Origin of the sequence: Propionispora hippei DSM 15287 (assembly GCF_900141835.1) — a bacterium.
In the GTDB taxonomy this organism is placed as follows: domain Bacteria; phylum Bacillota; class Negativicutes; order Propionisporales; family Propionisporaceae; genus Propionispora; species Propionispora hippei.
The window spans coordinates 41,710-66,165 of record NZ_FQZD01000020.1; the positions used below are offsets into that span (position 1 = coordinate 41,710).

At 48.8% G+C, this 24,456-nt stretch carries 17 protein-coding genes and 4 riboswitches; all 17 genes read left to right on the forward strand.

Annotation, left to right across the window (positions count from 1 at the left end):
• Positions 1–279 precede the first annotated feature (279 nt).
• The 17 genes from F3H20_RS12145 (at position 280) to F3H20_RS12225 (ending at position 23,732) form a co-directional block, all read left to right on the forward strand.
• Complete coding sequence (locus tag F3H20_RS12145; RefSeq protein WP_149735184.1) at positions 280–513, forward strand: hypothetical protein; 234 nt, start codon at positions 280–282, stop codon at positions 511–513.
• 274 nt (positions 514–787) lie between these two features.
• On the forward strand, positions 788–1,960 hold the full coding sequence (locus F3H20_RS12150; protein WP_149735185.1) for an ROK family protein: 1,173 nt from the start codon (positions 788–790) through the stop codon (positions 1,958–1,960).
• A gap of 211 nt (positions 1,961–2,171) precedes the next feature.
• Positions 2,172–3,662 carry a xylulokinase gene (gene xylB / locus F3H20_RS12155; RefSeq protein ID WP_149735186.1) on the forward strand — a complete coding sequence of 497 codons (1,491 nt, stop codon included), beginning with the start codon at positions 2,172–2,174 and terminating at the stop codon, positions 3,660–3,662.
• 43 nt (positions 3,663–3,705) lie between these two features.
• Complete coding sequence (xylA, locus tag F3H20_RS12160) at positions 3,706–5,019, forward strand: xylose isomerase (RefSeq protein ID WP_149735187.1); 1,314 nt, start codon at positions 3,706–3,708, stop codon at positions 5,017–5,019.
• Positions 5,020–5,074: 55 nt separating this feature from the next.
• On the forward strand, positions 5,075–6,154 hold the full coding sequence (gene xylF, locus F3H20_RS12165; RefSeq protein ID WP_149735188.1) for a D-xylose ABC transporter substrate-binding protein: 1,080 nt from the start codon (positions 5,075–5,077) through the stop codon (positions 6,152–6,154).
• A gap of 63 nt (positions 6,155–6,217) precedes the next feature.
• The gene (locus F3H20_RS12170) at positions 6,218–7,747 is read left to right on the forward strand and encodes a xylose ABC transporter ATP-binding protein (RefSeq protein ID WP_149735189.1); all 1,530 of its coding nucleotides are present in this window, start codon (positions 6,218–6,220) and stop codon (positions 7,745–7,747) included.
• Entirely contained in the window at positions 7,744–8,931 is a 1,188-nt protein-coding gene (locus F3H20_RS12175) for a sugar ABC transporter permease (protein ID WP_149735190.1), read from the forward strand. The genes F3H20_RS12170 and F3H20_RS12175 overlap by 4 nt, the downstream gene beginning before the upstream one ends.
• 90 nt (positions 8,932–9,021) lie before the next feature.
• Positions 9,022–9,927, forward strand: a complete 906-nt coding sequence (locus F3H20_RS12180; protein WP_149735191.1) for a hypothetical protein — start codon at positions 9,022–9,024, stop codon at positions 9,925–9,927.
• A 128-nt stretch (positions 9,928–10,055) separates the two neighbouring features.
• A riboswitch (cobalamin riboswitch) is annotated at positions 10,056–10,237 on the forward strand.
• 503 nt (positions 10,238–10,740) lie between these two features.
• Positions 10,741–12,891, forward strand: a complete 2,151-nt coding sequence (locus F3H20_RS12185; protein WP_149735192.1) for a methylmalonyl-CoA mutase family protein — start codon at positions 10,741–10,743, stop codon at positions 12,889–12,891.
• Positions 12,891–15,080, forward strand: coding sequence for a methylmalonyl-CoA mutase (gene scpA / locus F3H20_RS12190; RefSeq protein WP_149735193.1), 2,190 nt, complete (start codon positions 12,891–12,893; stop codon positions 15,078–15,080). The genes F3H20_RS12185 and scpA overlap by 1 nt, the downstream gene beginning before the upstream one ends.
• A 2-nt stretch (positions 15,081–15,082) precedes the next feature.
• Positions 15,083–16,204, forward strand: a complete 1,122-nt coding sequence (meaB, locus tag F3H20_RS12195) for a methylmalonyl Co-A mutase-associated GTPase MeaB (protein ID WP_149735194.1) — start codon at positions 15,083–15,085, stop codon at positions 16,202–16,204.
• Between the two features lie 258 nt (positions 16,205–16,462).
• Complete coding sequence (locus tag F3H20_RS12200; protein WP_149735195.1) at positions 16,463–17,497, forward strand: sirohydrochlorin cobaltochelatase; 1,035 nt, start codon at positions 16,463–16,465, stop codon at positions 17,495–17,497.
• 192 nt (positions 17,498–17,689) lie between these two features.
• Positions 17,690–18,586, forward strand: coding sequence for a sirohydrochlorin cobaltochelatase (locus F3H20_RS12205; RefSeq protein WP_149735196.1), 897 nt, complete (start codon positions 17,690–17,692; stop codon positions 18,584–18,586).
• Positions 18,587–18,668: 82 nt separating this feature from the next.
• Positions 18,669–19,427 carry an SDR family NAD(P)-dependent oxidoreductase gene (locus F3H20_RS12210; protein ID WP_149735197.1) on the forward strand — a complete coding sequence of 253 codons (759 nt, stop codon included), beginning with the start codon at positions 18,669–18,671 and terminating at the stop codon, positions 19,425–19,427.
• Positions 19,428–19,566: 139 nt separating this feature from the next.
• Positions 19,567–19,749: riboswitch (cobalamin riboswitch) on the forward strand.
• 236 nt (positions 19,750–19,985) lie between these two features.
• Positions 19,986–20,170: riboswitch (cobalamin riboswitch) on the forward strand.
• Positions 20,171–20,595: 425 nt separating this feature from the next.
• Positions 20,596–22,098 carry an NAD(P)/FAD-dependent oxidoreductase gene (locus F3H20_RS12215; RefSeq protein WP_149735198.1) on the forward strand — a complete coding sequence of 501 codons (1,503 nt, stop codon included), beginning with the start codon at positions 20,596–20,598 and terminating at the stop codon, positions 22,096–22,098.
• Positions 22,082–23,347, forward strand: coding sequence for an NAD(P)/FAD-dependent oxidoreductase (locus F3H20_RS12220; protein WP_223191747.1), 1,266 nt, complete (start codon positions 22,082–22,084; stop codon positions 23,345–23,347). Before F3H20_RS12215 ends, F3H20_RS12220 begins: the two co-directional genes overlap by 17 nt.
• A gap of 1 nt (position 23,348) precedes the next feature.
• Positions 23,349–23,732 (forward strand): DUF1667 domain-containing protein, encoded by a 384-nt coding sequence (locus tag F3H20_RS12225; protein WP_149735200.1) that lies wholly within the window; start codon positions 23,349–23,351, stop codon positions 23,730–23,732.
• Between the two features lie 641 nt (positions 23,733–24,373).
• A riboswitch (cobalamin riboswitch) is annotated at positions 24,374–24,456 on the forward strand. This riboswitch is flagged as partial in the annotation.

Sequence of the window (24,456 nt, forward strand, 5' to 3'; positions counted from 1 at the left end):
TAAAATCGAATTTGTTAACTGTTTTTGTTATACCTATTGACACGCGAGTGCAGGTAAAAGCAGTGCTTGGTCTGAGCGGATTCCAGGTAAGCACTGATTAAATGAGCTATCGGCCTGGCGAGAGATTTTTTCGACTGGCAAGGAAGCAAAACCGCAGGAATAGTACTGCTATTTCAAGGTTTTGCTGACGCAGTCAGACGGAAAAAGATCTGTCAGAATGCACAGCGCGAATTAAGCAGTGCTTACCTAGACAACAAGCATGATAATGGGAGGTTGCTTATGATTTATGAAATGATGCGGGCCATGGCCGGACCGTATGTTTGCAGTTTGGCAGACGTGTATATTGCTCACCAGGATATTTTGAATACCTTTGTGGTTGGTGGCGGCATTGCCTGGATTGCCTACGACCGGAAATACCGCTCACATTTAAAGAGTGAGGAAAAGACTGATTTCTACGGTATGAAAATGCGCCCCAGACGGTCCGTGGCGGAAGCCGAACCGGAAAAAAAGTAAGCTCTGTAACGGGATATATGCTGTTTCTTAAAGTAATCTACTGATAATGACGTTTATTATGGTAGATTACTTTGTTTTATATATTCAGGTTTTCCAATAGGCCTGCCGGAGGATCACGGTGGTTGGTATTTAGGCTATAACTGTGAGCAAAATTGTAATAAATAAGCAGGATTTTAAGCCTTGTTGACGAAAGTTGATAATATCTGTTAGTTTGTCTGAACAATAAACTAACGTTCTGTAGAAGTTAAATTTATTAAGGACAGGGTAGATATTGATGAAGACTGCAGATCAGCTCCTCGTGAAACAAATTAATAAAATGATTGTTTTAAATACCATTTATAAGAAGAGGCCCGTATCCAGAGCGGAAATTGCCAAAATTACCGGGCTTAATAAGTCTACCGTATCCGCGCTGGTGGATGAATTGCTTGTGGAAGAACTGGTGCTGGAGACAGGGATTGGCGAATCCCAGGGAGGACGTAAGCCGGTAAACTTATCAATAAATCAGGAAGTGGGCCATATTATTGGTATTGATCTTGGTGTTAACTATATTCTCAGTGTTATGACTAATTTTGCCGGAGAGATTATCTGGGAAAAAAGAATTGACTGTCAGGCTGCTTATAGCAGTTCGCCGGCACAACGGATCGCCGAACTGGAACTCCTGATTCGGGAAGCGATGCAGCAAGCACCGCCTACGGTGAGGGGAATCATTGGCATTGGAATCGGTGTCCCGGGAATTGTAAATTATGAGCAGGGGCTTATTTTGTCTGCGCCTAATCTGGGCTGGGAGAACATTGGTTTGAGAAGTATTATTGAACAACAGTTTGGTGTTCCCGTATTTATTGATAATGAAGCGAATGCCGGAGCCATAGGTGAAAAATGGTTTGGTGCCGGCAAACGGGCGGATGATCTTTTGTATGTTAGTGCCGGTACGGGAGTTGGCGCAGGCATTATTATTAATAATGAACTTTACCGGGGGGCGAAGGGGTTAGCCGGTGAAATCGGACATATGACTGTTTCGCTTGATGGTTTTCCCTGCTCATGCGGCAATACAGGCTGTTGGGAGGAATATTCTTCGGAAAAGGCCTTGTTCCGTTATTTGAAGAAATACCGGGATATAAGAACCCTAACTATCTTTGATGTGGTAAAAGAAGCGCTGGCCGGTGATGCAGTAGCCCGGGAGGCTTTTCAGTATGTGGGGAAGTATCTTGGAATTGGGGTAGCCAATCTAATCAATGCTTTTAATCCTCAACTTGTAATTATCGGTAACAGTTTACCGTTGGTTGGCGATTTCCTTATGGATGAATTAAAACAGGAAGCTGCCAAACGTTGCTTTGCTGCCAGGTATTTTTCAATTCCCATTTTATCTTCACAGCTTAATATGCATGCCTGTGCCATGGGAGCTGCCGCTTTGGTCATATCCAGATTATATGCCTCACCGGTTTCCTGAGTGGCAGAAATACTTACGTTAATAAATATATAAGCTTCAAAAAATATTTTAATTTTCTTATTTTATTAGCAGGAATTATTTAGGGAATATTGAATTAGTTTATCTGACCAACAAACAATAGGCGGAAAGGGGAGGGATATATTAAATCTATTTTTTTTATTTAGTTAGTTTATTGATTCAACGAACTTAGTTGACGAAGGGAGGAATGTAGTTGAGTTTTTTGGGTATTGATTTAGGAACATCGGCAGTTAAGCTTCTATTAATGGCCGAAGACGGAAAGGTTTTACAGACAATATCCCAAGAGTATCCGGTATATTATCCGCAAGCCGGCTGGGCCGAACAAGAGCCTGAAGACTGGTGGAAGGCAACCAGTGAGGGAATTAGAAAAATCTTGGCCACCACCGCTGCAGCTAAAGATCCCGTCCAGAGCATCGGGCTGAGCGGACAAATGCACGGGCTGGTGTTGCTTGACAGGGAAAGCCGTATCCTGAGGCCTGCTTTATTATGGTGTGATCAACGTACCCAGGCAGAATGTGATTTCATTACGGACCAATTGGGTTCAAAATTATCGGAATATACAGCCAATAAGGCTCTGACCGGTTTTACAGCGCCTAAGGTTTTATGGGTGAAACGCAATCAACCTGAAATCTACCGGCAGATAGAACACGTATTATTGCCCAAGGATTATATACGCTGGCGATTGACAGGAGAATATGCGACGGATGTTTCCGATGCGTCAGGAACTTTATTCTTTGATGTGGCACGGCGTCAGTGGTCAATGGAAATGGTAGATTTTCTGGGGTTACCGGCGACCGTTCTGCCCTCCTGTTATGAGTCCTATGAAATAATCGGCTATATAACAGGGCAAGCGGCGGCCACAACCGGCTTAAACAAAGGGTTGCCGGTTGTTGGCGGTGGCGGCGACCAGGCTAGCGGGGCAGTGGGAACAGGTGTGGTAAAAGCGGGAACGGTTTCCGTGGCTCTGGGCACTTCGGGAGTGGTGTTTGCTTGCCAGAACACTTACTCGGTTGATGACGCAAATCGGTTGCATTCTTTCTGTCATGCCAATGGAAAATGGCACGTTATGGGCGTGATGCTGTCGGCAGCCTCTTGTCTTAAATGGTGGGTGGAGGAGGTTTGCCAATTAGATGCTTCGGGCTTTACAGCACTCCTTAATGAAGCGTCTGCCATACCGGCGGGGAGTCAAGGCCTTATCTATCTGCCATATCTGCTGGGAGAACGGACTCCCTATAGTGATCCTAATGCCCGGGGCACTTTTACCGGACTTACCATGACTCATGGCCGGGCGCACATGACGAAAGCCATTTTGGAAGGGGTGGCCTTTGGCCTGCGCGATTCGCTGGAAATTATCCGGGAACAGCATATTCCCATCCAGGAAGTTCGTGTCAGTGGCGGCGGTGCGAGGAGCATTTTGTGGCGTCAGATTTTGGCCAACGTTTTTGATTTGCCGGTGTGTGTAGTCAATTCTGTCGAGGGGCCTGCGTTTGGTGCAGCTATTCTAGCCGCGGTAGGAGCAGGTGTCTTCGCTGATGTGGAAAAGGCTTGCGAATCGATGATCCATACGACGGAACGGACCGACCCGGTCGCAACTGATGTTGATTGTTATCATGCCATATATCCGATTTACCACCAACTATACGGCCGTTTGCAGGAGACGTTTGAGCAATTAGGCAAACTTTGATGTTGCCGATGAATGACATAACCAATGTTTAGGAGGAGAAGCAATGGCTTATTTTAACGGAGTACCCCAAATCAATTTTGAAGGAGCAAAATCCAGCAATCCACTGGCATTTAAGTATTACAACCCACAGGAAGTAATAGCCGGTAAAACGATGGAAGAACATTTGAGATTTTCTATCGCCTACTGGCACACGTTTACCCATGAAGGCTCCGATCCCTTTGGGACGGGTACCATGCAGCGTCCCTGGGATCAGTATACAGGGATGGACAAGGCGAAAGCACGGGTGGAAGCTGCTTTTGAATTGTTTGAAAAATTGAATGCTCCTTTCTTTGCCTTCCACGACAGAGATATTGCCCCGGAAGGAGCCACCCTGCAGGAGACCAATAAGAACCTTGACATCATTGTAGCCATGATTAAGAACTATTTAAAAACAAGTAAAACAAAATTACTTTGGAATACAGCCAACATGTTTACGCATCCCCGGTTTTTACATGGTGCCGCCACTACTTGTAATGCCGATGTATTTGCCTATTGTGCCGCGCAGGTTAAGAAAGCGCTGGAAATCGGTAAAGAGCTGGAAGCGGAAAACTATGTGTTCTGGGGTGGAAGAGAAGGCTATGTAACGTTATTAAATACGGATATGAAACTGGAACTTGATAATTTGGCCCGCTTTTTCCATATGGCCGTGGACTATGCCAAGGAAATCGGTTTTACCGGACAGTTTTTAATAGAACCTAAGCCCAAAGAACCTACCAAACATCAATATGATTTTGACGCGCAAACCGCTATGGCTTTCCTGCGGGCTTACGACTTACAGGACTACTTTAAAATGAACATCGAAGCCAATCATGCTACACTGGCCGGTCATACCTTCCAGCATGAATTACGAATCAGCCGTATTAACGGGATGTTGGGTTCGGTGGATGCCAACCAGGGAGATATGCTTTTAGGCTGGGACACGGATGAATTTCCTACCGATTTATATGAAACGACGCTGGCTATGTATGAAATTTTACAAAATGGCGGTTTAGGCAAAGGCGGACTGAATTTTGACGCTAAGCCGCGCCGGGAATCATTTGAGCCGGAAGATTTATTTTATGCTCATATTGCCGGGATGGATACCTTTGCCAGAGGGCTAAAAGTAGCGGCCCGGCTGGTAGAAGACAGGGTTTTTGAAAGTATTGTCAAAGAGCGGTACAAGAGCTTTAGTGAAGGTATCGGACGTGATATTGTGTCAGGCAAGGCTGATTTTCACACACTGGAGTTGCATGCATTGCATAATAAGCCGATAGTTAACAAATCAGGCCGCCAAGAACAATTGAAGGGTCTTTTGAACCAATATTTACTGGAGATGTAAGTTTAGGGCAGGGCAGATCCGGAACAGATCATAAATAATCAGGAGGGGATACATTGTGTTTAAGAAAAGGAAGGGTTATTTATTCATTACGGTATTGGTTTGTATAATCTCTCTCTTCATGATGGCTGGTTGTACCAAGCAGGAAACTACTACAGCTAAAGATACTGCGCCGAAGAAAACAGTTAAAATCGGTCTTAGTATGGATGATTTACGGTTAGAAAGATGGCAGCATGACCGGGATATGTTCGTGGCAAAGGCCAAAGAACTGGGGGCCGACGTGGTGGTGCAATCGGCTAATGGTGACGACCAGACACAATTTTCCCAGTGTGAAAACTTGATTGCTCAGGGTGTAGATATTCTGGTTATTATCCCTCATAACGGTGATGCTCTGGCTCCCATTATTGAACAGGCTCATAAGGCAGGCATTAAAGTGTTGAGCTATGATCGCCTGATCACTAAATCGGATGTAGATTATTATATTTCCTTCGACAATGTAAAAGTTGGCGAATTGCAAGCAAAGGCGATTGCCGAACTAATGCCTAAGGGCAGGTATTTTCTCATGGGCGGTTCCCCGGTAGACAATAATGCCAAGCTATTTCGTCAGGGACAAATGAATGTGTTGAAGCCGCTAATTGATAAAGGTGATATCACAATTGTAGGTGACCAGTGGGTAAAAGACTGGCTGCCGGAAGAAGCATTGAAAATTATGGAAAATGCGCTAACGGCCAATGACAATAAAATTGCTGCTGTAGTGGCTTCCAATGACAGCACGGCCGGTGGTGCGATTCAGGCATTGGCTGCCCAAAATATGGCGGGAAAGGTGCCTATCTCCGGTCAGGATGCCGAATTGGCTGCTTGCCAGCGTATTGTGGAGGGCACGCAGACCATGACGGTGTATAAGCCAATCAAGATACTCGCACCTACGGCGGCTGAGATTGCTGTGCAAATTGCCAAGGGAAATCAGGTGAAAACTGACGGTGTGGTCAACAATGGCAATAGGGATGTCCCCGCCGTATTACTTACACCGATAGCCGTTAATGCCCAGAATATGGCTGAAACAGTTATCAAAGACGGTTACAACAAGCTGGAAGATGTGTATAAAAACGTTTCCAAGGATAAATGGCCCAAGCAGTAGATCAAACGGCAGGCGGGTGCGCAATGCCCTGCCTGCCTAATTTGAATGTGAGGGGGGATACAAATGCAGGATATTATATTGGAAATGAAGGGTATTACGAAAGCTTTTTCCGGGGTAAAGGCCCTGGATCAGGTTTCCTTTTCGGTTGTAAGAGGTGAAATTCATGCGTTATGCGGAGAAAACGGCGCCGGTAAATCAACCTTAATGAAAGTATTAAGCGGTGTATATCCTCACGGAACGTATGAGGGTGAGATATATTTTAATCAGGAGAAACTGACTATCCGGAATATTACCGATGCCGAACAAGCCGGGATTGCCATTATTCATCAGGAACTGGCGTTATTTAAGGAATTGTCCGTGTATGAAAACATCTTCATGGGAAATGAAATAAGTTCACGGGGACGGATTAATGTACCGGCTATGCTGGCTAAAACGCAGGATTTGTTGAGGGAAATGAAATTGAGGATTAGCCCTTATACAACAGTTAAGCAATTGGGTACCGGTCAGCAACAAATTGTAGAAATTTGCAAAGCCTTATCTAAAAACGCAACACTGCTTATTTTAGATGAACCCACGGCTTCTTTGTCCGAAGGCGAAGTGGATATTCTCATTCATATTCTGGCGGAGTTAAAGGCTAAAGGCGTTACCTGCATTTATATCTCCCATAAGCTGGACGAGGTTCTAAAGCTGGCAGATACGGTAACTGTCATTCGTGATGGCCGTTCGATTGGCACTAAACCAGCCCGTGATTTGACCAAGGAAGCTATTATCCGCATGATGGTTGGCCGGGAAATTACCGATTTGTATCCTAAGGAAGCGCACGTAAGGGAAGAGACGGTTTTGACAGTTAAGGATTACACAGTTTATAGTGCGGGAAACCCTGGCCGTAAATTGGTCGATCACGCCAGCTTTTCTTTGAAACGGGGTGAGGTATTGGGGCTTGCCGGACTGGTTGGGGCGGGACGGACAGAACTGGTATCGGCATTGTACGGTTTTCATAATGGCCGGTGTGAGGGAGAAGTGCTTTTGGAAGGGAAAAGGTTGGACACCCGTCATCCGGAGGATTCGTTGCAGCGGGGGATAGCCATGCTTCCGGAAGACCGGAAACGTCATGGAATTGTTGAAATTATGTCGGTAAGAAATAATATGACCCTGGCCAATTTGGAAGCGTATCGCCGAAAAGCGGATTATATTGACGCCTGTCAGGAACTGCACGATGCAAATCAATTCCGGGAACGGTTGAGGATTAAGACTCCCGGCTTAGAAACCTGTATTAAAAATCTGAGTGGCGGAAACCAGCAAAAAGTGGTACTGGCAAAATATTTGCTGCGAAAACTGAAGGTGCTTATCCTGGATGAGCCAACCCGGGGCATTGACGTTGGTGCAAAGTATGAAATATATAACTTAATTAATCGCTTAACCGAAGAGGGCATCAGTATTATAATGATTTCCTCCGATTTGCCGGAAGTACTGGGAATGGCTGATCGGGTACTGGTGATGAATCAAGGCCGGATTAAGGGGGAATTCATTAACGATCACACCCTGGATCAGGAACAAATAATGCATTGTGCTGTAGGAGGGACGCTTGCATGACAACAGAATTGGAAAAGCAATCACCGGAGCTGGCGAGCGGCAAAAAATTGTCTTGGGCAGCTTTATTTCATTTGGATGTAAAGACCTATACGATGCTGCTGGCACTGCTTTCTATTTGGGTTATATTTACAATGGCCACCAGTGGTGACTTCCTGACATCCCGCAACTTGTCCAATTTATTCCGTCAGATGTCCATCACCGGTATTTTATCCATTGGCATGGTCTTTATCATTATTGCCGGACATATTGATTTGTCCGTAGGTTCGCTCATGGGTTTGTTAGGCGGTGTTATGGCAGTTCTTAACGTCTGGTACAAAGTGGATGGACTCTTGGCGATTACCATGACGCTTGCCCTGGGATTGGTGATCGGAATTTTTAATGGCTGGCTGGTTGCCTATAAAAAAATACCGGCTTTTATTGTTACGCTGGGCGGTATGCTGGTATTTCGCGGCATTCTGATAGGCATGACAAAAGGCACTACGGTCGCAGCGCTTGATTCCAGTATTCGCTTTGTAGGCAACGCCTATCTAGTGGAAGGTGTAGGTATTGTACTGGGTGTGGTGGCTGTTGCGGTGGTGGCCTATCAGTCTTTTGCCGGACGCAAGCTTCAGGCTCAGTATGGTCTGGAGATCGCGCCGGCCGGAGCCGAAATAGCAAAGATTGTTTTTGCGGCGATCCTGGTTGGTATATTTATCACGGTTCTTAACTCATATCAGGGATTTCCTGTACCCGTACTGATTCTCGTCATTATGGCGGTGATATTCTCTTATATTTTAACTAAGACAGTGTTTGGCCGCCGGGTATATGCAATTGGCGGCAACGCCGAAGCGGCCAAATTATCCGGAATAAATGTCACTAAAATGAATCTGAGTATTTTTGCCCTTAATGGCCTGCTTGTTTCCATTGCCGGTGTGCTGCTTTGTTCACGGCTAAATGCGGCGTCGGTAGCCGCCGGTCAAAATGCCGAAATGGATGCCATTGCTGCTTGTGTTATTGGCGGTGCCAGTCTAATGGGAGGTATCGGCAGTGTGGGCGGCGCCCTGGTTGGGGCCCTGGTTATGGCTAGTCTGGACAATGGCATGAGTATGCTCAATATTGAAACCTTTTGGCAGTTTATTGTAAAAGGCGCAATTTTAGTGCTGGCTGTTTGGGTGGATATTGCAACCAAGAATAAGAGCAAATAACTCGACAAGCCTACTTATTTGGCTATGGCGCGGCCGTATCAGTACAAAAGAAGAGAGTTTCTTTAAAGCCGCTGGAAGGATGGGAAGACGATGTCAGTGATTATGCAAGAAGGAACATATAATGACATGGGAAAATGTCTTGTCTTATCAAATGGTAGTATTGAACTGGTAGTTACAACCGAGTTTGGCCCGCGGATTATACGGGCCGGCTTTGTAGGACAAAAAAATGAGTTCTGTGATAATAGCCCTGTCAGCAATCATACCTATTGCGGCAAAACCTGGCGGATGCGGGGAGGACATCGGTTCTGGCACAGCCCCGAATGTTTTCCCCGCACCTACATAGCGGATAACGCTCCGGTCAGGTGGAAAACAATTGATAATGGTATACTTGTCATGCAGGAAAGCGAACCTTGGGTGCAAATGCAAAAATCAATGGAAATAACGATGCCGGCGGAGAATCAAGTCATAGTCAGGCATCATTTACTTAATAAAAATGCCTGGCCGGTAAAGGTGGCGGCTTGGGCTCTTTCGGTTATGGCCCCAGGGGGAAAGGCCGTAATCGCTCAGCCGGACCGCAATACAGATTTGTTGCCTAATAGGGTAGTCGCTTTATGGCCGTATGCAAATATGAGGGACAAGCGGATAAGCTGGGGTGAAAAATACATTGTGCTGACGCAAGAAAACGAAAGTCAGCCCTTTAAATTTGGCATAAATAATGAAGCCGGATGGATAGCCTATTTTAATCATGGAAATTTATTTGTAAAACGGTATAGTCATGATCGCAACGCGCAATATCCTGACGGTGGAGTTTCCAGTGAATTGTATACCAATGATTTTATGCTGGAACTGGAAACCCTATCGCCGCTTGGTGAATTGGCGGCAGAGAGGACGCTGACCCATGAGGAGCGTTGGGAGTTTGTCGCAGGGGTTAAAAGACCCGAAACAGAGTATGAGCTGGATCAGGTTGTACACAAATACATTATAAAAGCGGTGTAAAGCCGGTATCAATCAATAGGTTGGTGATTGGATACTGTATTCTTTACCGAAAGGAGCCTTATCAGGCTAAATTTGCGCCAGGTGTGTTTGACAATTACTGTTTATGATGGTATTATGGCAATGGAAAACTTCATAGGAAAAGGTTAGGTGCCCGCAAGGGCTTAATAGGGAAGTCCGGTGCAATACCGGCGCGGTCCCGCCACTGTAATGAGGAGCAAGGCCAAGATGTACCACTGGGGGTGAAGCCCTGGGAAGGTTTGGTCAAGCGATGATTCAGAGCCAGGAGAACTGCCTAGCTGATAATCACCATTTGACCCACGAGCGATGGGGAGGGGATTTCGTGCAAACATTTTTTTGCATAAATTCTTCCCGGCTTATCTGGCCGGGATTTTTTATTGACAGGATCTTGTTTCATCACTAAATCTTCCAGCTCGTGCGGAAGATTTTTTTGATATGCTCGCATTTCGCGTAGGCAACGAAGTGCTGACATATAACTGTTCAAACTCACTATTATTTTATTTTTTCTGCCCGTGCGGGCTGAAATGTCCGTGTAAAAACGGATTCCTTTTTCCTCTGCGTAAGCGTAATGCCAACTACATTGCGCTCTTCACATATAAGAACTGTCGAGAACCGGACTTGCAGTTAGGCATTGCCTAACTGCTATCCTTGTTCAGCCGCTTTTATGGCGGTTAATGGTATTTTACCTATAATTTTCCGGCAGGGGTAGTGTGGACTTATGTTTATCAGTGGTATGGCTGACTAATTGCCAAAGTTGTGAAAAAAAGAACAAAAGAAAAGAAAGGATATTATACGATGACGACGGACAGTAAAGACAAGCTGGAAATACCCAAAGTGACATTTGACGAATTTGCGGCTCCCGGTTATGAGGCGTGGAAACAGGAAGCAATTGTTTCTTTAAAAGGCGGGGTATTTGAGAAAAAACTTTTTACCAAAACTTATGAAGACATAGTACTTGAGCCGATTTATACTCAGGAGCATGTGGCGGCGGCGGGACGGGTAGATGACTTGCCGGGAACCGGCAGCTATATGCGTGGCACCAGGGTAGACGGCTATTTAACCACTCCTTGGCTCATTACTCAGGAATGCAGCGAGTTTTTGCCGGAGACCTTCAATGAAGCGCTGCGCCATGAACTGGATAAGGGCAGCACCGCCATTCATACCGTCCTGAATCAAAGCACCCGTCACGGAAAGAACTGCGACGGAGAGGGAGCCTTAACCGGGCTGGTGTTATCGACCATTGAAGATGCCGATGATGCTTTTGCCAATATAGATTTAGAAAAATATTCTTTTCATATTGCTGCAGGGCCGTCCAGTGTACAACTGATTGCCTTGCTATCTGCCATGTTAAAGGCTAACGGACGTTCGCCTAAGGTCCTGACCGGCTGCATCGGCGCCGATCCGCTGGGAGCTTTAGTGTCGGAAGGCAGCCTGCCTTGCTCGCTGGATGCGCTCTATGATGAAATGGCGCATCAATTGACGTGGGTAAGTCAACAGGCACCGCAGCTTCGCACGATTCTGGTAGACGGCGCGGTTTATCATAACGGGGGCGCCAGCGATATTCAGGAACTGGCCTATTCCATCGCTGCTGCCATTGAGTATATCCATGCCATGCAAATTCGTGGTGTCGATTGCAATACTACGGCCAAGCACCTGCGGTTCAGTTTTTCATTGGGCGCTAATTTCTTTATGGAAATTGCCAAAATGAGAGCGGCCCGGATGATCTGGTCTCAGGTGGTGGAAAGCTTTGGCGGCGACAAAGAAGCGCAAAAAATGAATGTTCACGCCCGGACCTCGGCGTTTACCAAGAGCGCTTATGATCCGTATGTAAATATGCTGCGGACCACGACGGAGGCTTTTTCCGGCGTAGTCGGCGGAGTGGATAATCTGCAGGTAAGCTGCTTTGATGAAGCGCTGCGTCAAGGGGATGAATTTTCCCGGCGTATTGCCCGCAACACGCAGATTATCCTGCAAAATGAGTGTAATCTGCGGCAACCGGTTGATCCGGCCGGCGGTTCCTGGTATATTGAAACGCTCACCCAGCAGGTTGCCGATAAAACCTGGAAACTGCTGCAGGAAACCGAGGCCGCCGGCGGCTTGCTGAAGGCCCTGCGCCAGGGAACTCCGCAGCAGGCCGTAAAGGAAGTACTGGCCAAACGGTTCAGCCAATTGGCCAAACGGGCCGATCGCGCCGTAGGCATCAACATGTATGCCAATGTCCAGGAAGTTCTGCTGAAACAGCAGCCGGTCGATATGGTTGCTTTAAAGGAGCAGCATGCCAAGCGGGTGACCGAGTATTGTAGCGACATTGACCAGACATTTTGTCAGGAACAACTAGCGAAATTAGCCGATGCTATAAGCGGGGAACCGGGACAATTGGTAGAAGCCGTTATACAGGCTTTTTCAGCCGGCGCCACGCTGGAACAGGTGACGGCGTCCCTGCGTCAGGATGAAACGGTCGAGTCGGCTGTGACGGTGATTGCGCCGCACCGGTTTACCGAACAGTTTGAAGCCTTGCGTCAAAAAACCGATGCCTATAAAGAACGGACCGGCAACAACTTGAAAATATTCCTGGCCAACATGGGGCCCATTCCGCAGCATAAGGCGCGGGCGGACTTTTCAACCGGTTTTGTGGAAGTCGGCGGCTTTGAAGTATTAAAGAATGACGGTTTTGCCGATGTGGACAGCGCGGTAGAGGCGGCTCTTGCCTCGGGAGCAAAGGCAGTCATTATCTGCTCCACCGACGATACCTATCCGGAACTGGTACCGCCTTTGGCCAAGCAAATCAAGGCAGGTAACCCATCTATGCTGGTTATGCTGGCCGGGGCGCCGGCACCGGAGTTTGAACCGGTCTACAGGGAAGCCGGCGTAGACGAGTTCATCCATATCCGCGCCAATTGCTACAAGATACTTGACTGGCTGCAGAAAGCAGGAGGGATTGCCTAATGTATCAGAAACCTGATTTTACCAACATGTCACTGAAAAAAGAAAATGGACCGGCCAATCTGGCTGAATGGAAAAAGCAGCTTGAGGCTAAAACAGGCAAGTCCTTTGAAGAATTATACTGGCGGGCCATGGAGCAGATTGATGTAAAACCTCTTTATACTGAGGCCGATCTGAAGGATGTGAACCACCTGTCTTATATGGCCGGAATTCCGCCTTTCTTAAGAGGGCCTTATCCCACGATGTATGTAACCCGCCCCTGGACGGTCCGGCAGTATGCCGGTTTCTCCACGGCGGAAGAAAGTAATGCCTTTTACCGTCGTAATCTGGCCGCCGGTCAGAAGGGGCTTTCTATTGCCTTTGACCTGGCGACGCACCGCGGCTATGACTCGGACCATCCCCGGGTTGTCGGCGACGTGGGGAAAGCCGGCGTGGCGGTGGATTCTATTCTGGATATGGAAATTCTCTTTTCCGGCATCCCCCTGGATAAAATGTCGGTGTCGATGACGATGAACGGTGCCGTTTTGCCGGTTCTGGCCTTCTACATTGTGGCGGCCGAGGAACAGGGTGTAAAGCAGGAAGTCCTGTCAGGCACGATTCAGAATGATATTTTAAAAGAATTCATGGTTCGTAACACTTATATTTATCCGCCGACGGCCTCGATGCGGATTATCGGCGATATTTTCGCCTATACCTCACAGTTTATGCCGAAGTTCAACAGCATCAGTATCTCCGGCTATCATATGCAGGAAGCGGGGGCCACCGCCGACATTGAGCTTGGCTATACGCTGGCCGACGGACTGGAGTACATCCGGACCGGGGTAAACTCTGGCCTGGCGATTGACGCGTTTGCGCCTCGGTTGTCGTTCTTCTGGGCCATGGGTAAAAATTATTTTATGGAAGTGGCCAAGATGCGGGCCGGCCGCTTGCTGTGGGCTAAAATCATCAAGCAGTTCGGACCGAAAAGTTCGAAATCCATGGCGCTCAGAACCCACTCGCAGACTTCGGGCTGGAGCCTGACCGAACAGGACCCGTTCAACAATGTGGCACGGACCTGTATTGAAGCCATGGCGGCTGCTTTGGGGCATACCCAATCACTGCACACCAACGCGCTGGATGAAGCCATTGCCCTGCCGACCGACTTCTCGGCCCGGATTGCCCGGAATACGCAGCTTTATCTGCAGGATGAAACACAAATTTGTAAGGTTATTGATCCCTGGGGCGGCTCTTACTACGTGGAAGCTTTGACCGATGAACTGGCCCGCCGGGCCTGGGCTCATATCCAGGAAGTCGAAGAACTGGGCGGTATGGCCAAGGCTATTGACACGGGTCTGCCCAAAATGCGGATTGAGGAAGCGGCCGCCCGCCGTCAGGCGCACATTGACTCCGCCAAGGAAATGATTGTCGGTGTAAACAAGTTCCGCCTGGATAAGGAAGATCCGCTGGACATTCTGGAAGTTGACAATACGGCTGTACGGATAGCTCAGATCAAGCGTCTGGAAAAACTTCGTTCCAACCGGGACGAGGACCGGGTGAAGTCCTGCCTGGAGGCGATTACCAAATCGGTGGAAACCGGCGAAGGCAATCTGCTGGATCTGGCGATTAAGGCTACCCGGGCCAGAGCCAGTCTGGGGGAAATTTCCTCTGCCGTGGAAAAAGTCAGCGGGAGGCATAAAGCGGTGATCCGTTCCATTTCAGGAGTATACAGCAGTGAATTTGCCGATGAGGATGAAATTGCCGAAGTACGGAAAATGACCGATACCTTTGAAGCCAAGGAAGGCCGCCGGCCGAGAATTATGATTGCCAAGATGGGCCAGGACGGACATGACCGGGGTGCCAAGGTAATCGCTACGGCCTTTGCCGATTTGGGCTTTGACGTGGATATCGGACCGTTATTCCAAACACCGGAGGAAACGGCCCAGGATGCGGTGGATAATGACGTTCACGTGGTAGGCATGAGTTCGCTGGCTGCCGGACATAAGACGCTGCTGCCGCAATTGGTGGAAGAACTGAAAAAGCGCGGCCGCGAGGATATCATGGTGGTAGCCGGCGGTGTTATTCCGGCCCAGGATTACGAATATTTGAAAGAACATGGTGCCGCTGCTATTTTTGGACCGGGAACCATTATTCCGGTCGCTGCCAGAAAGGTATTGGAAGAATTAATGAACCGCTTGGACTGGGAAGAGGCGTAACGATGAGTACCTATAAACCGGAGTGGACGCCGCAGGATGCGGGCAATGAATTTGCCTGCCGGGTCATGACCGGTGTGGCTGGCGGGCATGACGGCCTGCCGCAGGGCCGGCTCGAAGGACAGACGGCGGCTGCCGTAAAACGAAAAAAACTGACGGTTGAAGACTACGTGCAGGGTGTGCTGGCCGGTGACAGAGTCTTATTGTCCCGGGCCATCACCCTGATTGAAAGCAATGCCCCGGCTCATATGGATATGGCCCAGCAGGTGCTGCAGCAATTGCTGCCCTATGCGGGAAAGTCACTGCGGGTCGGCATTACCGGGGTGCCGGGCGCCGGCAAGAGTACCTTTATTGAAGCTCTTGGCTGCCGGTTGTGCCGAACCGGGCACAAGGTGGCGGTGCTGGCGGTTGACCCCAGCAGCAGTGTGACCAAGGGCAGCATCCTGGGTGATAAAACCCGGATGGAGAATCTGTCCAAGGAACCACAGGCCTTTATCCGTCCCTCGCCATCAGGCGGCACGCTGGGCGGCGTAACCCGGAAAAGCCGGGAGACTTTGCTGCTTTGTGAGGCCGCCGGCTATGATGTCATCCTGGTGGAAACGGTGGGAGTCGGACAGAGTGAAGTCACCGTCCGGTCTATGGTGGATTTCTTTCTCCTGATTGTGTTAACCGGTGCCGGCGATGAACTGCAAGGCATGAAGAAAGGTGTCATGGAGCTGGCCGATGCCATTTTGATCAATAAAGCCGACGGCGATAACAGACGGCGTGCTCTGGCCGCCCGGGTGGACTATGAACGTATTCTTCATTATCTGCGTCCGGCAACCGAAGGCTGGCAGACCAAGGCCTATACCTGCTCAGCGTTGAGCGGCGAGGGAATTGACGATATCTGGTCGGTGGTCTGTGAGTTCCGGGACAGGATGGGGGCTTCCGGTGTGTTCGAAGGACGTCGTAAGGCACAGACTCTTTCCTGGGTGTACTCTATGGTGGAGGAGCACCTGCATAATCTGTTTTTCCAAAATCCGGCCGTACGGGTCGGCAAGACCGCCGTGGAACAGGATGTTATCACCGGCAAGGTCTCGGCTACTATGGCGGTTAACCGGTTAATTGGTATGTTTGAGCAGTCATAATAGCCCGGTTGTCGTCAACGGATTGAAAAATCAGGCCAGTTGCGAAGGTTCCTTTTCGCACTGCGCCCTGAGCCGGTCCGTCTTGGCTGACAAGGGCAAAAAGACTGCCAAATAATAAATTGAAGAGGTTATCATAGAAGGAGAGGTGTCGCCTACAGGCGAAAGGTTCTTGGATAAGTTAAAAACTGTCTAGCCGGTGACTAGCAGGAGCACCAGGGTTATTTCTCCTGCAATTCAATGTATAAGGGAGTAGAGACAATGAGATTTAGTGGAAAGAAACTGTTGATTGCATCTGTGGTATGTGCTATGATGACGGGCTTGACGGCAACCGGCTTTGCCGCTTATCAGTTAAACCCGGAAGTAAAGGATGCCACTCCGGCCTTGAAACAGGCAGCGGAAATCGGTGTTCGCGTTTCGGAAACACCTTCGCTGCAGAACCTGGAAAATAAAGATGCTATTTTGGTTATGAGTTTTGGGACAACCTTTACTGATTCCCGCAAGGCCACCATTGAAAAAACGGTGGCAGACATTCAGGCGGCTCATCCCAACACCAAAGTGGTGCTGGCTTTTACTTCCCATATTATTGTTGACCGGATTCAGGCCAATGAAGGAATTAAAATCCCCACACCGGAAGAAGCTCTGGCCCAACTTAAGGCAGAAGGCTACAGCCGTATTGCCCTGACCTCGCTGGATGTCATTCCGGGTATGGAATATGCCTATGACACCGCTATTTTCGATATCTATAAGAGCCAGTTCAAGAAAATGACCCTGGGTACGACACTGATGTACTGGATGGGACAGGAAAACCAACGTGATGATGTGACTGAGGCTATGAAAGCCTTTAGTACTGAATTCCCTAAGACTGGCAAAAAGGATGCCGTCTTATTGATGGCTCATGGTACGCCGCATCCGTCCAATGCTTACTATGCCGTTATGCAGGACCGTTTAACTGAACTTGGTTTCAAAAATACCTATGTCTATTCGGTAGAAGGCTGGCCTCATTTGGACACAGTTATTCCTCAGTTGAAGGCACAGGGTATTAAAAATGTTACGCTGATTCCGATGATGATGGTGGCCGGAGACCATGCCAACAACGATATGGCTGGCAGCGAACCGGAATCGCATAAATCCATCCTGGAAAAAGAAGGCTTTAAAGTCACCCCGTACATTCATGGTCTTGGTGAAAACGAAGCTATCCGCAAACTGTTTGTCGACCGGGCAAACGAAGCGTGGGATGCCCTGGAAGCCGCAACTCCTGTGAAGGAAAAAGGCCATGGCATGATGATGAAATAAATTTGGCTATGCCCTCTCCAACTCTCCTTGCTGACGATAAAACGCCGCAGGGAGAGTTTTTTTAGTCAAATTTATATCGTTATCACAGCAGGACAAACTATAAAGTATAGTGAAATAAGAAAACAGGCTGATGGCTGGAAGCAGTAACAGAGACAGCGTGACAGCAATGATTGATGAAACGGAGCTAAAAAGATGAAAATAGATGCAAGGACTGTCAGAAAATCATCGGAAGCAGCAGTACCATTGTCTGCCGGACAGACAGCAAACGATAGAAAAGCAATTTTGGTTGTGAGCTTTGGCACTACTTATCCGGAGGCCCGGCAAGCGGCCATTGATCAGGTAACCGCAAAGATCCGGCTGGCTTTCCCGGAATATACCGTACGCCAGGCGTTTACCTCACGGCGGGTTATTGAGCGGATTAACACCAGGGAAGGTATACGGTATCTGACCGAGGAGCAGGCGCTGGCTGCCCTGGCTGAGGAGGGCTTTCGCGAGGTGGTTGTCCAGCCGCTGCACATGGAAGCCGGTTATGAGTATGACAAAGTGCGCAGGGTCGTGGAGGCTTACCGGGATAAACAGGCTTTTGAAAATCTTTATCTGGGCAGGCCGCTTCTCTATTACGCCGGCCAGGAAGGTGTGCCGGACGACTATTTGGCAGCTATTCAGGCGATGCGCCGGACTTTTCCGCCAATCGGACAGCAGGAAGCGATTGGTCTGCTGGGACATGGCGGCCTGCACCCGTCCAACGCTGTTTATGCTGCCCTGCAGTTAAAGCTACAGGATGCGGGGATTGCACAAGTATATGTATTCACTGTGGAAGGCTATCCTGGTGTGGCAGAACTGATTAGGCGGCTGTCGGCTGATGGTATCAGGAAAATCACTCTTATACCGCTGCTGCTGGTAGCCGGCGAACATGCCAGACAGGATATGGCAGGCGATGGGCCTGATTCTTTTCAGTCCCGGCTGCAGGACGCCGGCTTTGAAGTAAGCGTTTGTTTGCAGGGGGTTGGTGAGAACCCGGCGATTCAGGATCTTTATGTCCAGCATGTGAAAGATGCCATTGCGGAGAAAAAAATTTTTCCTGAATAGAAGAAGCACCGGAGGGAACGCTTTTCCAGAAGGCGTAGTTAGCGGCCGTCCGGTCAGGATAAACGGACGAAGGGGGTAAGCAATGAACATACAGGGAAAAGCGGTACTCATTACCGGCGGTACCTCCGGTATTGGCCTGGCGGCAGCCAGGCTATTCCTGGAGCAAGGTGCCGGGGTTGCCGTTGTGGGAAGGGATCGGAAGAAAGGCGAAAAGGCGGTACAGGAATTAAGCTTATACGGAAAAGTCTGCTATATCGAAGCCGATGTGGCTAAGGTAGCTGACTGTCAGAAAGCGGTCATGCAAACCTGCAGGATTATGGGCCGGCTGGATATTGTCGTTAATTGTGCCGGTGCCTATCAGGAGAAAGTCATCGAAGAGGTTACCGAGGATGATTATGCAGCGATCATGGATGTGAATATGAAAGGGACTTATTTTATTGCTAAGTTTGCTGTGCCGGAATTAAAGAAAGGCAAGGGCGGCGCTATTGTTAATGTCTCTTCCGATGCCGGGCTGCAGGGCAACTGGCTGTGCACCGCCTATTGTGCGGCAAAAGGGGCTGTCAACACTTTTACCAAGGCTTTGGCGCTGGAGCTGGCGCCCTATGGCATCAGGGTCAATGCCGTATGCCCCGGCGATATTCAGACCCCTTTGCTGGAAAAACAATTGGAGCAGGTCGCGGACAGGGAAAGAACACTGCGGGATATGGCCGGTATTTATCCCTTGGGACGCTTGGGAACGCCCGATGAGGTGGCTCAGGTAATTTTGTTTCTGGCTTCGCCGCAGGCCGCTTTTGTTACCGGTGCCTTATGGTCGGTCGATGGCGGACTGACCGCCTGTTAAGGATTTTGGCTGGACAAACAAAAGAATAGAGAATACTGTATTCAATATTTAGCCTGTGTATACATTATATAGAAGGCTTTTTATTTGACTTCCTGTTTGCTGCATGATATGTTAAATGAGAAAGTTATGAATATACAATGAAATACGCAAAGAGGTAGGTGCCCTGCGGGGCTTAATAGGGAAGTCCGGTGCAAGACCGGTGCGGTCCCGCCACTGTAATGAAGAGTGACTCCAAAGGCAAGGCCACTGGGATATTATCCTGGGAAGGATTGGAGAAGCGATGACGCAGAGCCAGGAGAACTGCCTATCTGACAATCACCGATTGACCTGCGAGCGACGGGAAGGCGATTATAAGGGAAGTCTATATGCATAGGCTGTCTTTGGGTTGCCTCTTTTTAGGCATCTTGTATGACGCTTTGAAGATAGGTTTCTTTTGTAATCAATTTTTTCGGCAGCAGGCGAAAGTTGATGACAAAAGAAACCTATTTTATATTGTGAGGGGGGATTCCGGTTGCGACTGCCGGATTGGAGCGGGCAGTTGTTGTGGATTTTTAAAACGAAATACGCAAAGAGGTAGGTGCCCTGCGGGGCTTAATAGGGAAGTCCGGTGCAAGACCGGTGCGGTCCCGCCACTGTAATGAAGAGCGACTCCAAAAGGCAAGGCCACTGGGATATTCATCCTGGGAAGGATTGGAGAAGCGATGACGCAGAGCCAGGAGAACTGCCTATCTGACAATCACCGGTTGACCTGCGAGCGACGGGAAGGCGATTATGACGGAAAGTCTATATGCATAGGCTGTTTTTGGGGTGTCCGAAAACGGCTGAAGGAGCGGGCTTCCTTTGTAATCAACTTTAACGGCTGTGAGGTTGATCATAAAGGAAACCTGCTTTTTTGCATAAGTACGAATATGTTCTTATCTTATGTTTAACGGTGAAATGGTCGAAATAATCGAATGGCGGTAAATATAAAGCTATGACCAATACAATTTAATAGGGAACCTCTGATTTATGAGACTGTCGGTCTGGACGTACAGTGGGAATAAATCAATGGCTCCCTAGCTGGACAGAACAAAGAGAAGTCCGAATAAATGTCTGAACGGCAGATGTTTATCCGGCTTTTTTATTTTTTCTATTAATTAACTATTGCAGTCATACAGGGAGTGAAAATATGTCAACACTTAAATCCGATATCGTTATCATTGGTGGCGGCATCGTTGGTACGGCTATTGCCAGGGAATTAGCCAAATACCAGCTACGCGTTGTCTTGCTGGAAAAGGAACCGGAACTGGCCGCCGGAACCACCAAGGCAAACAGTGCCATCCTTCACGCGGGGTTTGATGCCAAACCGGGGACGCTGAAAGCCAGATTAAATGTACGGGGTAATGCTCTGTACCATGCGTTGCGGGAGGAGTTGTCTCTTGCCATCCAATGGATAGGTTCACTGGTTGTTGCTACTGATAAAGACGAACTGCAGACCTTAGCGGAACTTTTGAACCGGGGAAACCAGAACCAGGTGCCTGGGCTGGCCTTGCTGAGCCGGGAGGAAGTGCTGACCAAGGAACCCGGCTTAGTGAACGCTGAAGGCGCGTTGTGGGCGCCTTCAACAGGAATCTTTCTTCCGTTTGACGCTGCACTTGCGTTTGCCGAAAACGCTGCCCAAAATGGTGTGCAAATTCTTACAGAATGTCCTGTTACCAATATGGAAATAACCAATGGCCGGATTACCGGGGTCAGGACACCGCAAGGCTCGATTACAGCCAGCTATGTCATCAATGCCGCTGGACTTTATGCCGATGCGGTCGCCCGTCTGGCAGGTGATAGCAGCTTTACCCTTACTCCGCGCAAAGGCGAATATATATTATTTGATAAAAACGCCGGACCCAGAGTGAACCACGTACTATTTCCCACACCAACCAAGCACTCGAAAGGTATTTTAGTTGCACCTACCGTACACGGTAATACTTTCATTGGACCGAACGCCCAGAATATGCCTGAGGAGGAGAATTTGACGATAGCCGTCAAAGAAAATCTGGCGACAACCGCCGCCGGTTTCCAGGAGGTTATCACAGGCGCTAAACGTTTGTTCCCGGCTATACCGCTGAATGCATCGATTACCGAGTTTTCCGGTCTGCGGGCTGTTGCCGATAGCGATGATTTTGTGATTCGTCCATCAACGGTTGTTAACGGGTTAATTCATGCCGCCGGTATTCAGTCGCCTGGTTTGACGGCTGCTCCGGCCATTGCCGAGCTTGTCGCTGAACTTTTAAAAGAGTGTGGTTTGCTGCTGCTGCCTAAGAAAAAATTTATTAGCCATAATGAACCCAAAATTGTATTCCGTGAATTATCAAATGAGCAGAAACAAACGCTCATTCGTAAAAATCCATTATACGGACGCGTTATTTGCCGCTGTGAAACCGTTACCGAAGCGGAAATCGTGGCTGCTATTCATTCTCCCTGCGGGGCGAAAACGGTTGACGGTGTAAAAAGACGGACCCGCGCCGGTATGGGCCGCTGCCAGGGTGGTTTCTGCGGACCCAAGGTGGCCGCTATTCTGGCCCGTGAACTGCAGGTGCCGCTAACCGCCATTCGTAAGGAAACGGCCCAGTCCTATTTGTTTTATGACAAAATTCCAGTTGATGCCGGAGGAAATCAAAGTGAAACAATTCGTTGACATAGCCATCATCGGCGGTGGACCGGCCGGCCTCGCCGCCGCTTATAGCGCTGCCGAACAAGGCGCCGAAAATATACTGATTATTGAACGCGACCGCGAATTGGGCGGTATTCTTCAACAGTGCATCCATAACGGGTTTGGCTTGCACCGGTTTAAAGAGGAACTGACCGGTCCCGGTTATGCCCGACGGTATATCCAAATGGTCGGACAGAAAAAGTCGATTCGCGTGATGCTGGATACTATGGTGCTTGATGTGCAGTCTGACAAAACAGTGATTGCCGTCAACCCGCAGGACGGCTTATGCGAAATTCATTGCCGGGCCGTTGTGTTTACCATGGGTTGCCGGGAACGCACCCGTGGCGCCATCCGGATTCCCGGGGAGCGACCGGCCGGTGTGTTTACCGCCGGAGTCGCCCAGCGCATGACTAATATGGAAGGCTGTATTCCGGGAAAACGTATTGTTATTCTGGGCTCCGGCGATATTGGCCTGATTATGGCCAGGCGGTTGACGCTGGAGGGCGCCAAGGTTGAGGCGGTTATTGAACTGATGCCCTATTCGAATGGGCTGACACGTAACGTGGTGCAGTGTCTGGAAGATTATCGGATTCCCCTGTATCTGGGACACACCATCACAATGGTAGCTGGCCGTGACCGGGTAACCTCTGTCACCTGCGCCAAGGTGGACGAAAATTTGCGACCTGTGGCAGGCACCGAATTTGACATAGCCTGTGACTGCCTGCTGCTGTCGGTCGGGCTCATTCCGGAGAATGAACTGTCGCAACGGCTGGTGGACATGGACAAGGTGACCAGCGGTCCGGTGGTTGACCAGTACCGACAGACCTCGGCACCGGGTTTCTTTGCGGCCGGTAATGTGGTGCATGTCCATGATCTGGTGGATTCTGTATCCGAGGAAGGGGCCATAGCCGGCCGGGCTGCTGCCCTGTATGCTCGGGACAGGTTACCTATAGGTGAAACAACCGTTCAGGTAATTTCCGGCAACGGCATACGCACGGTGGTGCCGCAAAAACTCACCGTGTCGACAGAGCCTGCTCCGGCAAAGCTGTTTTTACGGGTGAAACAACCGGCGCAAAAAGTTATGCTGGCGGTAGAAAGCAACGGCCAGACTTTGCTTAGTCGCAAGTTGCCTGTTGTTAAACCGGGAGAAATGATCATGGTTGAAATTCCCGCCGCTAAGCTGGCCGGAATAGAGCAGGAAATTATTATATCACTTAACCAGGGAGGCGAATGATATGAATTATAAGGAAGAAAAACTGCATTGTATTGTTTGTCCGTTGAGCTGCAGCGGCAAAATTGTTTTTCAGCGAAATGAAATTACCGATATTAGCGGATTTAGCTGCCCCCGTGGTGTTCGCTATGCTCAGGAGGAGGTAACTGCACCGAAACGAACACTGACTACCACGGTACGGGTGGAAGGCGGTGCGCTGCCCCTGCTGCCGGTTATTTCCCGTACTCCGCTGCCGAAGGAAGAAGTTTTGGCCTGTGCCCGTGCTTTGGCGGAAATCACGGTTATGGCGCCTGTTTTTGAAGGAGATATTATTACCGGTAATATATTAAATCTCGGCATTGATATTGTGGCCGCCAGAGATATTACGGCGGCGGGAGCGCCGTTATAGGCGGAGTTTCATTGTAGAGCGATTGCGCTTTTTGTCCGGTATAGCATTGCTGCTGACAGGAAGAACGCCAAAAGAGACTGGGGCCGTCGCACTAAGAGTAAGAGCCTTGTTCTTTGGTTCCCCGTTCGGCCTTTTCCGGAAACATACGTTCCGCAGGATGAAAAATTGCCGGCTTCCGTTAAGAAATCCGCGCTGTGCCCTTTGGGTATTTGTTTGAGCGAAGCGAGTTTACGGATTTTAGGAAGCCGGCAATTTTTCACATGATCAGAAAGCATAGACTTTCTGATCATAAGTAAGAACGACTAAGGCTTCTGTCTTCGTCCTTAGGGACTCGACACAAGCCAAGTCTTTTCTTAAGTTTTTTGGAGGACAGGCCTAGCCTTTTGGGTCCCTTTGTGGCAATGACAAAGGGACGACAAGCTGGTTTGCCACACCACAGGCTGTTATAAATAAATAAAAATCATGTTGTGACAGCCTCAGTCTATTTTTTCGATCCGGAGCCGTGTTTTTGTATTGGAAAATTTCAGGGAAAAATATTGTATTCAATATTTACGCCGTGTATACATTATATACACAACAACTGATTTGACTTTTTTGCGGGTTCATGGTATTTTAAACAAGTAAGTTCGAAAAAGCACAATTGAATACGCAAAGAGGTAGGTGCCCTACGGGGCTTAATAGGGAAGTCCGGTGCAAGACCGGTGCGGTCCCGCCACTGTAATGA

Coding starts and splice junctions, on each gene's coding strand:
- scpA (WP_149735193.1), top strand. CDS start 12,891: ATGTATCAGAAACCTGATTTTACCAACATGTCACTGAAAAAAGAAAAT.
- F3H20_RS12185 (WP_149735192.1), top strand. CDS start 10,741: ATGACGACGGACAGTAAAGACAAGCTGGAAATACCCAAAGTGACATTT.
- meaB (WP_149735194.1), top strand. CDS start 15,083: ATGAGTACCTATAAACCGGAGTGGACGCCGCAGGATGCGGGCAATGAA.
- F3H20_RS12205 (WP_149735196.1), top strand. CDS start 17,690: ATGAAAATAGATGCAAGGACTGTCAGAAAATCATCGGAAGCAGCAGTA.
- xylA (WP_149735187.1), top strand. CDS start 3,706: ATGGCTTATTTTAACGGAGTACCCCAAATCAATTTTGAAGGAGCAAAA.
- F3H20_RS12150 (WP_149735185.1), top strand. CDS start 788: ATGAAGACTGCAGATCAGCTCCTCGTGAAACAAATTAATAAAATGATT.
- F3H20_RS12215 (WP_149735198.1), top strand. CDS start 20,596: ATGTCAACACTTAAATCCGATATCGTTATCATTGGTGGCGGCATCGTT.
- F3H20_RS12170 (WP_149735189.1), top strand. CDS start 6,218: ATGCAGGATATTATATTGGAAATGAAGGGTATTACGAAAGCTTTTTCC.
- F3H20_RS12145 (WP_149735184.1), top strand. CDS start 280: ATGATTTATGAAATGATGCGGGCCATGGCCGGACCGTATGTTTGCAGT.
- F3H20_RS12200 (WP_149735195.1), top strand. CDS start 16,463: ATGAGATTTAGTGGAAAGAAACTGTTGATTGCATCTGTGGTATGTGCT.
- F3H20_RS12225 (WP_149735200.1), top strand. CDS start 23,349: ATGAATTATAAGGAAGAAAAACTGCATTGTATTGTTTGTCCGTTGAGC.
- F3H20_RS12175 (WP_149735190.1), top strand. CDS start 7,744: ATGACAACAGAATTGGAAAAGCAATCACCGGAGCTGGCGAGCGGCAAA.
- F3H20_RS12180 (WP_149735191.1), top strand. CDS start 9,022: ATGTCAGTGATTATGCAAGAAGGAACATATAATGACATGGGAAAATGT.
- F3H20_RS12210 (WP_149735197.1), top strand. CDS start 18,669: ATGAACATACAGGGAAAAGCGGTACTCATTACCGGCGGTACCTCCGGT.